Source organism: Paenarthrobacter sp. NPDC089675, assembly GCF_044749185.1.
Classification (GTDB): domain Bacteria; phylum Actinomycetota; class Actinomycetes; order Actinomycetales; family Micrococcaceae; genus Arthrobacter.
On the sequence record NZ_JBIVHM010000005.1, the window covers coordinates 209,590 to 223,253 of the forward strand.

Annotated in this window: 12 protein-coding genes; 6 read left to right on the forward strand and 6 right to left on the reverse strand. The window is 62.9% G+C overall.

The window, feature by feature from the left end:
• Positions 1–146: 146 nt before the first annotated feature.
• A complete protein-coding gene (locus ACIPY2_RS12970; RefSeq protein ID WP_400266792.1) occupies positions 147–1,220 on the forward strand; it encodes an ABC transporter permease in 1,074 nt (357 codons plus the stop codon).
• 26 nt (positions 1,221–1,246) lie between these two features.
• Positions 1,247–1,945 carry an ABC transporter ATP-binding protein gene (locus tag ACIPY2_RS12975; protein ID WP_400266793.1) on the forward strand — a complete coding sequence of 233 codons (699 nt, stop codon included), beginning with the start codon at positions 1,247–1,249 and terminating at the stop codon, positions 1,943–1,945.
• A gap of 48 nt (positions 1,946–1,993) precedes the next feature.
• Here the strand turns inward: ACIPY2_RS12975 and ACIPY2_RS12980 are convergent, their stop codons facing one another.
• Complete coding sequence (locus ACIPY2_RS12980; RefSeq protein WP_400266794.1) at positions 1,994–2,392, reverse strand: winged helix-turn-helix transcriptional regulator; 399 nt, start codon at positions 2,390–2,392, stop codon at positions 1,994–1,996.
• 82 nt (positions 2,393–2,474) lie between these two features.
• Here ACIPY2_RS12980 and ACIPY2_RS12985 point away from each other — a divergent pair, with 82 nt between their 5' ends.
• Entirely contained in the window at positions 2,475–3,080 is a 606-nt protein-coding gene (locus ACIPY2_RS12985; protein ID WP_400266795.1) for an NAD(P)-dependent oxidoreductase, read from the forward strand.
• On the opposite strand, the gene ACIPY2_RS12990 is transcribed toward ACIPY2_RS12985, so the two are convergent.
• From ACIPY2_RS12990 to ACIPY2_RS13010, 5 genes are all read right to left on the reverse strand, one after another.
• Complete coding sequence (locus ACIPY2_RS12990) at positions 3,081–4,520, reverse strand: phytoene desaturase family protein (RefSeq protein WP_400266796.1); 1,440 nt, start codon at positions 4,518–4,520, stop codon at positions 3,081–3,083. It abuts the gene before it with no gap.
• Complete coding sequence (locus ACIPY2_RS12995; RefSeq protein WP_400266797.1) at positions 4,513–6,003, reverse strand: glycosyltransferase family 87 protein; 1,491 nt, start codon at positions 6,001–6,003, stop codon at positions 4,513–4,515. Before ACIPY2_RS12995 ends, ACIPY2_RS12990 begins: the two co-directional genes overlap by 8 nt.
• A 182-nt stretch (positions 6,004–6,185) precedes the next feature.
• Complete coding sequence (locus ACIPY2_RS13000; protein WP_400266798.1) at positions 6,186–6,326, reverse strand: hypothetical protein; 141 nt, start codon at positions 6,324–6,326, stop codon at positions 6,186–6,188.
• Positions 6,327–6,923: 597 nt separating this feature from the next.
• Positions 6,924–7,505, reverse strand: coding sequence for a histidine phosphatase family protein (locus ACIPY2_RS13005; RefSeq protein ID WP_400266799.1), 582 nt, complete (start codon positions 7,503–7,505; stop codon positions 6,924–6,926).
• Positions 7,506–8,972, reverse strand: a complete 1,467-nt coding sequence (locus ACIPY2_RS13010; RefSeq protein ID WP_400266800.1) for a CCA tRNA nucleotidyltransferase — start codon at positions 8,970–8,972, stop codon at positions 7,506–7,508.
• A 136-nt stretch (positions 8,973–9,108) separates the two neighbouring features.
• Between ACIPY2_RS13010 and ACIPY2_RS13015 the strand changes: the two genes are divergently transcribed.
• The 3 genes from ACIPY2_RS13015 to ACIPY2_RS13025 all read left to right on the forward strand — a co-directional run bounded on the left by ACIPY2_RS13015 (position 9,109) and on the right by ACIPY2_RS13025 (position 13,493).
• Complete coding sequence (locus ACIPY2_RS13015) at positions 9,109–9,660, forward strand: NUDIX hydrolase (RefSeq protein WP_400266801.1); 552 nt, start codon at positions 9,109–9,111, stop codon at positions 9,658–9,660.
• 26 nt (positions 9,661–9,686) lie between these two features.
• On the forward strand, positions 9,687–11,693 hold the full coding sequence (gene murJ, locus ACIPY2_RS13020) for a murein biosynthesis integral membrane protein MurJ (protein ID WP_400266802.1): 2,007 nt from the start codon (positions 9,687–9,689) through the stop codon (positions 11,691–11,693).
• A 141-nt stretch (positions 11,694–11,834) separates the two neighbouring features.
• Complete coding sequence (locus ACIPY2_RS13025; protein ID WP_400266803.1) at positions 11,835–13,493, forward strand: ABC transporter substrate-binding protein; 1,659 nt, start codon at positions 11,835–11,837, stop codon at positions 13,491–13,493.
• The last annotated feature ends 171 nt before the right edge of the window (positions 13,494–13,664 follow it).

Consider the following 13,664-nt stretch of genomic DNA (forward strand, 5'->3'; position numbering starts at 1 on the left):
GAATCACGCGCGAATCAACCATTCGGTTGATAAGTCGTTCAACCCAATGAGTCCTTCCGGTCCACCCCGTTCCCGATGTGCGCGCGTGGCCGCGACGGAAAAGTGGATAAGGCCGGGACAACGCCCGCATCAACCGAAGGAATCAAATGTTTCTAGCCATCCGCGACATCCGTTTCGCGAAAGGCCGCTTCGCTCTCATGGGTGGCGTGGTGGCCCTCATTACCTTGCTGCTCGTCATGTTGTCGGGGCTGACTGCCGGGCTCGGCAACCAGTCGACGTCCGCGATCGCAGCCTTGCCCGTTCAGCAAATCGTCTTCGGGGCACCGGCGGGTGCTGATGCGAAGGCCTCCTACACCGAATCTGAAGTTTCAGCCACGCAACTCCAGGCATGGAGGGACGTCCCGGGGGTGTCCTCCGTTGAGCCGCTTGGTATCAGCCAAAGCCGCTTCCAGTCGCTCTCAGGCACCGGCGAGGCGAGTGGAACAACGAATGCCGCAGTTTTTGGCGGTACCTCGGCCAACGTTCAGGACGGTTCGGCGGTTGTCAGTGAGAGCATCGCCAAGGAACTTGGCCTCCAACCGGGCAGCCGGGTCCGCGCAGGCGGGAAGGACCTCACCGTCTCGGAAATTGCGGCGGACCAGTGGTACTCCCATACGGCCGTCGTCTGGACCTCGTTGCAGGACTGGCGCACCATCGCCCACGCCGCGCCGGGAACGGCAACGGTCCTGGGAGTGAATTACGACGCAGGTGCCTCCTTGGACCTGCAGGCCGCCAATGCGGCGGCCGGGACTGTGAGCACAGATCGCAGCGGATCCTTCCAGGCCCTTGGCTCCTATAAGAGTGAAAACGGCTCACTTATGCTCATGCAGGCATTCCTTTACGGGATCTCAGCCTTGGTGATCATGGCCTTCCTGACGGTCTGGACTGTTCAGCGGACCCGGGACATCGCCGTACTCCGTGCACTCGGCGGGTCCACGGGCTACGTCCTGCGTGATGCCTTGTCGCAGGCCTCGATCGTCCTTGCCGCAGGCGCCGGCCTTGGCGGGGCCTTGGGTCTTGCTGGAGGACTGTTGGCCGGACAAGCAGCTCCATTCCTCATCACACCCCTCACCACCCTGCTGCCGGTGCTCGGAATTTTCGTACTGGGCCTTGCGGGTTCAGCCATTGCAGTGCGCCGCGTGACCACAGTGGATCCCCTTCTTGCCCTCGGCGGCAACTAAAAGATTCCCGGAAAGGAATACATCCCATGAGTTCGCTCAGCTTCACCAACGTCACCCTTGAATACCCGGACGGCAACTCCACCCTTAAGGCCTTGGACTCGGTTCACCTCAGTGTTGCCCGCGGCGAATTCCTGTCCTTGGTGGGCCCGTCCGGATCGGGAAAATCGTCCCTGCTTGCAGTCGCCGCCACCCTGGTCCAGCCGACTTCCGGCGTCGTGATGATCGACGGCGATGACCTGTACGCCCTTGATGAGCGTCGGCGCACTGCGCTGCGCAGGGAAAAGGTCGGGATCATCTTCCAGCAACCCAACCTGCTCCCGTCGCTGACCGCGGTCGAGCAGTTACTGGTCCGCGGGCACCTGCGCGGGAGGCCGGCCCACGAGGGACGGCGGAAAGCGGAGGAGTTGCTGGACACCGTGGGGCTCAGTGGGGTCCTCAACAAGCGCCCACACCAGCTCTCCGGCGGTCAGCGCCAGCGCGTGAACATTGCCCGGGCGCTCATGGGCAGCCCCTCGGTGCTCCTCGTTGACGAACCTACTGCCGCGCTGGACCACGAGCGCAGCGAATCGATCGTCCGGCTCCTGCGCAGGATCACTGACGAATTCGCCACCGCCACTGTGATGGTCACGCACGACACCGAGTTCCTCCCGCTGACGGACTCCGTCGCGACGATGCGGGACGGGCGCCTCAGCCGAGCCGCGGTTCCGTCCGGGCAGCCCAACTAAGTCGCCGCTCAGGTCGTAACCTGCGCTGGGAACGACCTGAACCGCGAGCTAACTGGGTGCGCCGAGCACGGCGGCGTCTTGGGCGTCGTCGTACGCGTCCCGGGCCTCAAGGATGGACGGCACGTGGCTTTCGGCCCATTCCCTGAGCATGCCCAAAGGTCCCAACAGGGATTCACCCAGCGGAGTGAGCTGGTAGTCCACCCGTGGCGGCACCTGCGCGTGGACAGTCCGGGTGATCAGCCCGTCGCGCTCCAAAGCCCGGAGCGTCTGCGTAAGCACCTTAGGGGTTACTGCGCTCACCATCTTCCGCAACTCTGAGAAACGGACCGGCCCATCTCCCAAAACCTGGATCACCAAAGAAGCCCACTTGTCCCCGATGCGCTGGAAGATCACGCGGGATGGGCAATTGGGATCGAGGACGTTGGCGGGAAGGTCGAAGGTATCCAAGAGGTAACTCGGTTTCTTTGAAGCTATCAGTATCCAATAGATACTTTTGAGTCATTGCAGGATACCAACCCCGAGGAGAGCAATGAAAATCGCAGTCTACGGCGCAACCGGCATGGTCGGAAGCGAGATCGTCAAGGAGTCCCTCACCCGCGGTCACGAGGTCACGGCCATCTCGCGCAAGGGCACCGAAGTGGAGGGAGCCACGGCAAAGGCTGCCGACCAGGCCGACGCCCAGGCGTTCGCCTCCGTTGCCAAGGACCACGACGTCGTCGTGCTGGCTACGGGGCCCAGCCGCACCGGCGGCGACCACTCAGAATGGCTCGATGCCATGGCCACGGCTTACAGCAACGCGGAAGGCACCCGCCTCCTGATCGTCGGAGGCGCCGGAACCTTGGAGATCGACGGAGTACGCCTGCTCGATTCGCCGGACTTCCCGGAAGCTTACAAGGCAGAAGCGACCACTGCTGCCAAGGCCTTCGAAGCCGTAAAGCAGTCCCCGGAGTCCCTCGACTGGACCGTCTTCGCGCCCGCCCCGGTCATTCAGCCCGGTGAGCGCACCGGCGAGTACAAGGTGGCCAAGGACACCCCTGCGGGAAGCTCCATTTCTTCGCAGGACTACGCCGTAGCCATGCTCGACGAAATTGAAAGCCCGGCCCACCGCCGCGCCCGGTTCACGGCAGCCAACTGATCAAAGGCCGAGCCCGGGTACGCGCTTCTGGAATATGTCCTTTAGGGCATACTTCGCGGCGTTGTACCCGGGCATTCCTGTCACCCCGGGCCCTGGTGAGGCCGACGATGAGCACAAGTACACCCCGGGCATGGGCGTGCGCCACGGAACAGGAGAGACGACGGGGCGGCGTAGAAGCCCCATCAGGTCCATCTGCCCGGCGCTGAAGTCCCCGCCGACGTAATTGCGGTTGTAGGCGGAAAGTTGTGCCGCCGTCGTGGTTTTGGACTCCACCACCACGTCCCGGAACCCGGGAGCGTAACGCTCAACCTGGGAGATCACTGCTTCACCCATGTCCACGTCGGAACCTTGGGGAACGTGGCAGTAGGTCCACAGGATGTGCTTTCCTTCGGGAGCACGCGAAGAATCGAAAAGTGAGGGCTGCGATGCCAACACGTACGGCTCGCTTGGGTGCTTGCCCATGGCCACGAGGTTTTCGGACTCGGCCATCGCGGTCCGGGAACCGCCAATGTGGACCGTCCCGGCCTTGGCCAGTTCCCCGTCGCGCCAAGGCACGGGAGCGGACAGGATGAAGTCCACCTTGCACGCTGCATTCCCGAATCGGAATGCTTCCAAAGCGCGTCGATAGCGATCAGGGACCTCAGAGCCTCCAAGCCGGATCATCGCCGGGGCGGCCACATCAAGCAGAATGGCCTTCGCCGGACGGACTTGGTCCAAGGACTCGACCGGCTGCCCGGTGCGGATTGTTCCCCCATGCGCAAGGAGATCGTCCGCCATGGCCCGGGCTATCGACATTGATCCGCCCACCGGAATCACCCAGCCGCCCGCGTGCGCCAGTACCGCGAGCATCAGCCCGGCCCCCGTGGCAGTGAGTGCGGGAAGCGCGGATACCGCATGTGCCATGACGCCAGTCAGCAATGCCGGTGCTGCCTCCTCACGGAAGCGCCGGTTCCAGGCAGGCGTTCCCTGGTCGAGGGTGGCGAGGCCCAGTCGCAGAGCGGCCAAGGGGTCACGTGGCAACCGCAGCAGTTGATTCGACGTGAAGTCGACGATTCCGTCCACCCGGTCGAGGAGCGGCTCAATCAGCCTGCGGTAGGCCTGTCCGTCATTGCCGAGTTCCAGTGCTGTCCGCTCCAACGACTGATAGGCAACCGCCGCGCCACCGCGGTCCAAAGGCGTCCCGTGCTGAACCTCGGGCACCACCAGGTCCACTCGCTTGGCCAGCTCGAACGCCCGGAAAAACGGTGAAGCAACCGCCATGGGATGGACTGCCGAACACACATCGTGCAGGTAACCCGGCTGGATGAGCTCAGTGGTGCGTGTTCCGCCACCGATGGTTGCCCCGGCTTCGTAGAGATGTACCTCAAGACCGGCGCGGGCCATGACCACCGCGGCTGCGAGGCCATTGGGACCGGAACCGACGACGGCGGCATCAACCATCGCTGCCAACCTCCACTCGTTGGGGTGCTTTGCGCGCCCAAGGCAGAACGGACTTGGACGGGTGGAGAAGGTCTATTCGCAGCCAATCCTTGGTGCCATCAAATGGACCTCCATGTGGATCGTCGTCACCCAACGATCGCAGGGGGTCCTGCGACGGATCCCAAGTGTCGATCACCACACGGGCCATCAGGTAAGCCGTTGCAATCATGTGCAGGCCGACCGCCAGGACGTAGGCGGACATGTCGATGTTGTGCTGCGGCGCGCCTCCGCTCGTAGCCTGCCCCAAGTACATCCAGATCGCAGCCCAGTGGAGTCCTTCGGCAGCCTGCCAGAGGAGGAAGTCCCGCCATCGCGGCCGGGCCAGCGCCAATAGGGGAATCAGCCAAATGACGAATTGCGGGGAGTACACCTTGTTGGTCAGTATGAAGGCAGCCACGATGAGGAACGCCAGCTGTGCAATGCGGGGCCTGCGAGGTGCAACCAAGGCCAACGCTCCCACCAGCACACAAGCCAGGAGGAACAGGTTCAGGGCCAGGGAATTGATGGTGGGGGCGTTGAGCTGCGTCCAATGCATCCTGTCCGCGGCGAGGTTGAAGGCAAACCAAGGGGAGCTGTAGCCGGCCGGCCGATCCTGCGTGAATTCAAAGAAGTAGCGCCAGCCAGTGGGGTTCATGGCGGCAATGGGCAGGTTCACGGCCAACCATGCAGCTACGGTGGCTGCTGTAGTTACCAGGAATGCCCGGAGCCTTCCCGAGCGGAGGGCCAACACCAGCACGGCGCCCAGGATCAGTATCGGGTACAGCTTGGTGGCGGTGCCGAGCCCGATGCAGATCCCTGCCCACACCAGCTTGTCCTTCGAGAAGAAGTACATGGCCAATGCCAGGAGCCCTACGGCCCACATGTCCCAGTTGATGAATCCCGCGAGGATGATGCCGGGTGCAACGGCCACCATTGCCGCATCCCAGGGGCGCCGCTTGTTGATCCGGGCGGTCAGCAGCACAGTTACGATCCACACGGCGACGATCAGGGTGGAGTTCACGTCGAAATAGCCAAGGATGCGTTCCGGACTGACGCCCTTTCCGGGCACGAGCCACGCCGTAACACCGGCGATGATCCCCATGAGCACCGGGTATTCGAACAGGCTGCCCTGGGTAAAGAAGGGAAAGACGCCGTCTCCGAGGCCCCGGTTCTTAAACAGCTCCGGGAAATCCGAGTAGCAGGTGGAGTAGAACTGCGAGGGGGTTTCCCAACCGTTGACCCGGCAGTAGTCCTTCGCGAGTATGGCAAGCAATGCAGCCGCGACTGTCAGCAGAATGAGGACCCGCTGCACGGTGAACGGCCCGGGGGACGCCTTGCCGGGGGAGGAGTGACGCCCCATGGGTCCACCGATGAGCTCTGTGAAATTCCGGAGCAGGGAGTCACTGCGGCTTGGAACCACATAGCGGCCACGGTTTTGCTGCTGGTGCGGCTTCGTCTCCTGCATAAGTCGAGCTTACAGTCCGGCTGCGAGGGCGGCGCCGACGTTTGGCGGCACGGCGAAGACCGCCCTTAAGCCACGGCGAAGACTGCCCTTAAAAGGCGGAAGCCCACGCGTAGCCGCGTGGGCTTCCTGGGGTCCAGCATGAACGTGTGGCACCTGAGACTCCTTCCGGTTGCTGAAGGGCATCAGCGGATGAGTCCCATCTGGTGCAGGACAACGTAGACATCTTCACGGCGCTGGTCGAGCAGCTGGCCGTTGAACAGGGTGCGATCCTTGGGAGCATCGCTGCTCTTGTAGAAACGCAGGTCCTTGGGGCGCTTTGGCATCTGGTTCACCTCCTTTAGGCAGTACTAGCAGGACATTTGGGCACCACAATTAGACCCGGTGAATTCGAAATGAAAACAGGGCAAGGCAAAAAAGGGCACAAAGCCGCAATTGACAGGTAATTGAGCAGACCGAAACAGGGAAGCGAATTATCCGTACCGAATACGGGCAATTGTCCCAACAGGAATCTGGTTCCGAACTATGGGGAGACTGCGTACCCGCAGCGCACTGCAGGGCTCCGCTCCTGGAATGGACGCACTATGGCCTGGACAGATGTCAGGCCGTGAACGCCGCCGGCGTCAAGGCCGGTCCGGCAGGACGTGTGTGGTCAGTGATTCCAAAAATGGCGCGCATCAGCAGCAGAGGTCGGGGCAGCAGTGAAATTCATCTTCCGTCCGCTAGTCAAAGTAATCATTTTTCCCAACCTCCTTCTCTGGCCGTTAATGGGCCCATCATGGCAATCAGCACGGTGACTAACCGGAGAATGCACGCCTTGTTCCCGGCAAGACGCCCTGGGAACAAGATTCAAGGTACAGCAGAATTTGGGGAATCGCCAGCGAAAACGGCAATTTATCCAAATAACTTGGAAAATTCTTTTTCTAGAGACCCCAGCGAAGAATGGCGGGTGTCCTCTTGTCCCAGCCCAAGGTGCACACTTTGGCAGTTCCCAGCAGGAAATGGCGGCCTTCTTTTGCGTCCATTTCCAGCCATCTGGCAGTGAGGATCCGCGAGAAATGTCCGTGGGCCACAACCAGCACGTTGTCCATTCCGGACTCCAGGACGCGCCCAATGATTTTGTCAGCGCGGGCTGCCACTTCGTCCAGGGTTTCGCCGTTGGGAACGCCGTCGGTCCAGATGAGGTAGTCGGGGTTGTCCTTGCGGATGAGGTCAGAGCTGATGCCCTCGTAGTCCCCGTAGTTCCACTCAACAGCCAACGGCTCGTGGACGGCATCCGGGAAACCCGCCAGTTCGGCGGTACGTCGGGCGCGGCGCAACGGAGACGTCAGCACCAGGTCGAAGTCGATACCTTCCAGCACCTTGCGTGCTTCAACGGCCTGCTGCTCACCCTCGACCGTCAACGGGAGGTCGGTCAGGCCGGTGTACTGGCCGCTTTTGGACCATTCGGTTTCACCGTGGCGAAGGATCCAGAGTTGCGGACGAGGGGAGGTCACGGCGTTCAATTAGGACTCCTCTGTTTCGGTTGAAGGATCGACGACGGCGGACTCGGGTTGGTCCTGCCACCACGCCAGGAGTTTCGACTCGGCTTCCGCCGGGTCGAGTGGTCCGTGTTCCATGCGCTCTTCTAGAAGGAACTTATAGGCCCGGCCAACCACGGGACCCGGCTTGAGTCCAAGGAGTTCCATGATCTGCGCTCCGTCAAGGTCGGGCCGGACGGCAGCCAACGATTCCTGTTCCAGCAGCGCCGCGATGCGGTGCTCAAGGTCATCGTAGGCGAAGGACAAGCGGTCCGCCTTGCGCTGGTTCCGAGTCGTAACATCCGAACGGGTAAGCCGGTGGAGCCGTTCCAGCAAGGGTCCGGCATCGGTTACATAACGGCGGACGGCGGAGTCGGTCCAGCCCGCATCCCCGTATCCGTAAAAACGCATATGCAGTTCAACCAAGCGGGCCACGGCCTTGATGGTGTCGTTGTCGAAGCGCAAGGCCTTCATCCGCTTGGCCGTGAGCTTGGCCCCCACAACGTCGTGGTGGCGGAAGCTGACCGCCCCTCCCGGTTCGAATTTACGCGTGGCCGGCTTGCCGACGTCGTGCATCAACGCAGCGAACCGCAACACGAAGTCGGGGCCCGGAACCGGTCCGTCCGGTCCTGTCTCCAGGTCCGCCGCCTGCTCCAGGACTTTGAGTGAGTGCTGGTACACGTCCTTGTGGCGGTGGTGTTCGTCGGCTTCAAGCCTAAGCGCGGAAACTTCCGGGAGGACGAACTCGGCCAGGCCGGTGTCCACCAGCAAGTCGATCCCCACGCGCGGGTGGGCTCCATTGATGAGTTTGATGAGCTCGTCGCGGACGCGCTCCGCAGAGATGATCTTGATGCGGTCGGCCATTTGCGACATGGCCAGCCGAACGTCGTCGTGCACTGAAACCCCAAGCTGCGAGGCGAACCGGGCGGCCCGCATCATGCGCAGGGGATCGTCGGAGAAGGAAGCCTCGGGGGCTCCCGGTGTTGCGAGCTCTGAGGCGTGCAGGTCCCTGACGCCGCCAAAGGGGTCAACCAGTTCCAGGCTCGGCAGCTTCAACGCCATGGCATTAATGGTGAAGTCCCGGCGCAGCAGGTCGTCCGTGAGGGAGCTGCCAAAGGCCACCACGGGCTTGCGGGATTCGGGGTCGTAGGCTTCGGCGCGGTAGGTGGTGACCTCGATCTGGAAGCCGTCCTTGCGCATACCGATGGTCCCGAACGCACGACCTATTTCCCAGAAGTTGTCAGCCCACTTCTTGATGACGGCTATGGTCTGGTCGGGCGTGGCGTCCGTGGTGAAATCCAGGTCGGGGGAGGTCCGTCCGAGGAAGAGGTCGCGTACGGGTCCGCCCACCAAGGACAGCTCGAAGCCGGCATCGACAAAGCGTTGCCCGAGGTCGAGTACCACCGGATCGATGGTGAAGTTAACTGAAGAGCTGTCCAATACGTGCGCCATAGTTCCTTAAGCTTGGCAGATTTTTACGTGGCAGTGGGCCAGAGAAGCCAGCAAATACAGCCGGCGTCTTTTGCAGTCCACCTCACGGCCATGTCCCGGTCATCACTCGAGGGCAAGAGTCGTTAGAGTGGACTTCATGGCCAATCCGATCCCGAGCGCTCCCGGCAGGAGGACAAACGCACCGTTGCCGTCGGCAATCGGGGCGCATGTCGCCCCTGCCCCGCAGCACCCGGTACAGGCCTCGCTTCCCACTGTGGAGGAAGTGTCCGCTGGCGGCGTCGTTGTAGACACGTCCGACGGCGAACTCCGCGTTGCGATCATCGCCCGCCTTAACAGGGGTGGCCGGCTTGAGTGGTGCCTACCGAAGGGACATCCGGAAGGCCGCGAAAACAACGAGGAAGCCGCAGTCCGCGAAATCGCCGAGGAAACCGGCATCGAGGGCAATATCCTGGCGCCCCTGGGAAGCATCGACTACTGGTTCACCGTCAGCGGCCACCGCGTGCACAAGACTGTCCACCACTTCCTGTTGCGGGCAACCGGCGGCGAGCTGACCATCGAGAATGATCCGGACCAGGAAGCCGTAGATGCTGCGTGGGTTCCCATCCACGAACTCGCCCGCAAACTGTCCTTTCCGAATGAACGCCGCATCGCCGATCTGGCACGGGAAGTGCTGCCGGAACACCTCTGAGCCCGCTGCATGGGACGATAAAGGCGATGTCTGAAGCCAAAACAACCCAGTCCGTTCCATCCGGTGAAGCACGTTCCAGCGCCATCATGGCCGCCGGAACGTTGGTTTCGCGGTTCCTCGGCTTTGCCAAGACGTGGATGCTGGGTGCTGCCCTGGGCCTCGGCTCAACGGTCACGGACACCTTTATTAACGCGAACAACCTGCCCAACCTGATCTTCCTCCTGGTTGCCGGTGGGGTGTTCAACGCTGTCCTGGTGCCGCAGATCATCAAGGCCAGCAAGGCAGAGGACCGGGGTGCGGACTACCTCAGCAGGCTCCTGACCCTGGCTGTCCTGGTCCTCCTGGCACTGACGGCACTGGTTACCTTGGCAGCGCCCCTTGTTATTGACCTCACCACGCAGGACTATTCGGAACAGCAGAAGGCGTTGGCTGTGACCTTCGCGTTCTGGTGCCTGCCGCAGATCTTCTTCTACGGTCTTTACGCGCTGCTTACACAAGTGCTCAACGCCCACGGTGCGTTCGGTCCTGCCATGTGGGCGCCCATCCTTAACAATGTGGTGGCCATTGCCGGGCTGGGGATGTTCATTTGGATCCTTGGTGCCAACATCACCAACCCACACACTTTGGACAACTGGGGACCGGTTCAAACCTTCTTCGTTGCCGGGTTCTCCACCATCGGCGTGGTGGCGCAAACGGCCATCCTCCTGATCCCCGTTTTCCGACTGCGCCTGGGGCTACGTCCCCGGTTCGGATGGCGTGGGGTGGGACTTGGCCAGGCCGCCAAGCTGAGCGTCTGGACCTTGGCGACTGCCGCCGTCGGGCAGTTGGCGTTCCTGTACATCATGAGGATTGCCACGATCCCCGGTGCGGAGCGCCTCCGTCTCTACAACGCCGGCGACCGGGCAGCCGCCGCCCAGCTGCCAGGCAATGCCGTGCTGGAGGTCGCAAGCCAGCTTTACCTGCTGCCGCACTCGATCATCGCCTTGTCCCTGGCCACCGTCCTCTTTAACCGCATGACGCGCGCGTCGCAGGACGGCAATAAAGCCGAGCTGCGCGACGCCCTCTCGCACGGCCTCCGCACCATGGCGGTCGCCACGGTTTTCGGGGCTTTGGCGCTCTTCGCCCTGGCCGGACCGCTGGGCATGTTCTTCTCCGGCGGTGAGCCGCAGGACGGTGTCATGCTGGCCCAAACGCTCACCATCCTGGCGCTGAGCACACCGTTCCTGAGCGCGAACTTCATGATGTCCCGCGTGTTCTACGCCAACGAGGACGCCCGCACGCCGCTGTATGTGCAGTTGTGGCTCGCAGTCATCTACGTCGTGGGTGCCTTCTTTATCCAGTTCCTGCCCGTGGGCCAGATCATCTACGCCATCGCCATCCTGTACACGCTGGGCAACATCCTCTCCGTGGTCATCAGCGTGGTGTTCCTCCGCCGGCTGCTCGGCCACCTGGACGGTCCGCGGATTGCCAACTCCTACATCCGGATGGGTTACGCCGGCCTCGGCTCCGCGGTTGCCGGCGCCTTGGCACTCTGGCTGCTGGGCAGCTACCGCGCCGATGGTTTCGCGTGGAGCAGCCGCCCGGCAGCCCTGGTGACCGTGATCGTCGTCGGGCCTGTCATGCTGGCCGCCTACCTGCTCCTGCTCAAGGTCTTCCGCGTCACCGAACTGCGCGACCTTATGCGCCCGCTGCTGGGACGGCTTGGCCGCGGGGCACCAGTAGCAGCGGCGTCACGGGACGAACCGACGACGGCGGCACGCGCCACGGTTTCCGACGATACCGGCCTGATTCCGCGAATCTCGGGCGAATTCGACGCCGCGTCCTTCAGGGCAGGACCGGCGCTCGAGCCGGAACCGGCGGCGGAACGCCATTCCGATGTGGTAGGCGCCAACGAGTACATTCCGGAAGAAGACGTGCCCAGTACTGCGAAGGCAGGCCGCTTCCGGCCTCAGGTGCCGCTGCCCGGCCGCAGGACCTACCAAGGGGAAGCGGGCCACAACCCCTACTTCCCAGCGGAAGACGGGAAGAGGTAAACCGGCGGCGCCAACGTGGGCGCGGGGCCGCTATCGGCTAGGCTAGAAACGAATACAGGTAGTTGCAAAAGCGGTTCTCCCCGGCTCAGCGGGCGTACCGCCTGCAGGACCCGCAACTCCCGGACAGCCTAGGAGGAAAACGTGTCCCACCCGATCGACGTCGGATCAGTGCTTGGCGGACGCTACAAAGTCACAGCCACCGTATTGACCTCGCATGACCAAGATCTGGTGCTCGACGGCGTTGACCAAGTCCTCAACCGTCCCGTGAGCATCCTCGTTGCCGGTCCAGGCAACGCCGAGCAGGTAGCCCAGAGCGCCCGCGAGGTAGCCACGGGGGAGCGCCCCGGCCATGTCCAGATCCTGGACCTCGGAGTCAGCGATAACACCACATATCTGATCACCAACCACAGCACGGCTCCCGACCTGCTGGATCTGGTGGTCGCAACCAACCCGCCGTACGTGGAACCGTTCTTCACGGAGACCCTCGGCAGCGAGATCTTTGGCCAGTCCCGGACCTACGAGCCTGAAACATACGACGGACTCTACGAGGACGACGAGCACGAGGCCGAGTACATCCAATACGACCGCGATGGCTACCCCATCCACCAGGAGCCTGCCTCCGAAGCTCCAGCGAACAACCTGCCACCCAAGCCGGAGTCCAGCCCCGCGGCGGGCAAGGGGTTCGGCGCGAAGATCGCTGCCGCGGCCGCCGGGGCGGGCGCAGCAGGTGCCGCTGCCGCTGCGGCGTTGAAGAACGCCGGTTCCAAGAACAACGACGCCGGTGCTGATGCCGCTGCTCCTGCACAGCCTGCAACGCAGGCCGTTTCAGCGCAGCCTGCGCCTACGCAGCCGCCCACCCAAGCGGTAGCTTCTTCACCTTCCCCGGCTCAGCCGGCTACGCAAGCGGTTACGTCACAACCTGCTCCATCCACCCAGCCTGCACCTGCTGCGCCGCCCCGGGAACCGGCGGGGGAGCCGAAGGTATCGCTGTGGTCCGAGGAGGACTACGGCTTCTCCGGCGGGGCAGCAGCGGGTTCCGCGGGCTCAAGCACCTCAGACGCGGGTTACGACCGCGCGGCAAGCAGCTTTCCGGCGTCGGCCGCCGCTGCCGAGCAGTACGAGGACGACGACGTTTACGAGGATGAGGCTCCGCAGCGCGAACCCCGGTCCTTGCGCTGGCTCGTCGGTGGTTTGCTCGCTGCCGTGCTGATCGTAGGACTGGTCCTTGCCGTGACCAACCTCGGCAGCCTACTGCCCAGCTCCAAACCTGCTGCGACGCAGTCCACTACGCAACCGCAGGCGACCGGAACGCAGTCGGCCGAGCCCACACCCACTCCAACCGCGGCACCCGCAGCACCTCCGGCCATCCAGGAGATCACGCGCCTGGGCAACTTCGATTTCGCCGCCACGTTCGACAAGGACTTGGTTAAGGCCTTCGATGGGAACGCCGCCAGCTATTGGTCGGACATGGAGTTCGCGACCGCCGACTGGGGTGGACTCTCCTCCGAGATGCCGTTGGTGGTCAAGCTCAAGGAGCCTGCCGAGGTCAAATCCGTTGTCCTGAATCAGTTGGGTGGTTCCGGCGGAAGCATCAGTGTCTACACCAACGACCGCCCCGCCATGGACGGCGCCAAACTGGTGGGCACCAACAGTTTCACCTCTCCCGAGCTGACCATGCCCCTTGCCGCACCGACGCAGACGCAGTACGTCATTGTGGTCATCAAGTCTCTGCCCAAGCTGGCTGCACCCAAGACCCGTTTCGGCTACGGACTCCGTTTGGCCGAGGTCACCGTCCAGTAGTTCCACCACTCAGTAGCAGTAGGGGCCGTTTTGATTCGTCAGAACGGCCCCTACTGCTACCTGGATACCTGTCACCGCTTCGATTCGGCACCCCCTCACCCGGTACCCTGAATGATGGTGGCTTTCAGGGTGCTTCAGCGTCCCCTGAAACCCAACGGAATATTTGGAGAG

Coding starts and splice junctions, on each gene's coding strand:
- ACIPY2_RS12970 (WP_400266792.1), top strand. CDS start 147: ATGTTTCTAGCCATCCGCGACATCCGTTTCGCGAAAGGCCGCTTCGCT.
- ACIPY2_RS12975 (WP_400266793.1), top strand. CDS start 1,247: ATGAGTTCGCTCAGCTTCACCAACGTCACCCTTGAATACCCGGACGGC.
- ACIPY2_RS12985 (WP_400266795.1), top strand. CDS start 2,475: ATGAAAATCGCAGTCTACGGCGCAACCGGCATGGTCGGAAGCGAGATC.
- ACIPY2_RS12990 (WP_400266796.1), bottom strand. CDS start 4,520: ATGGTTGATGCCGCCGTCGTCGGTTCCGGTCCCAATGGCCTCGCAGCC.
- ACIPY2_RS12995 (WP_400266797.1), bottom strand. CDS start 6,003: ATGCAGGAGACGAAGCCGCACCAGCAGCAAAACCGTGGCCGCTATGTG.
- ACIPY2_RS13000 (WP_400266798.1), bottom strand. CDS start 6,326: ATGCCAAAGCGCCCCAAGGACCTGCGTTTCTACAAGAGCAGCGATGCT.
- ACIPY2_RS13010 (WP_400266800.1), bottom strand. CDS start 8,972: ATGGCGCACGTATTGGACAGCTCTTCAGTTAACTTCACCATCGATCCG.
- ACIPY2_RS13015 (WP_400266801.1), top strand. CDS start 9,109: ATGGCCAATCCGATCCCGAGCGCTCCCGGCAGGAGGACAAACGCACCG.
- murJ (WP_400266802.1), top strand. CDS start 9,687: ATGTCTGAAGCCAAAACAACCCAGTCCGTTCCATCCGGTGAAGCACGT.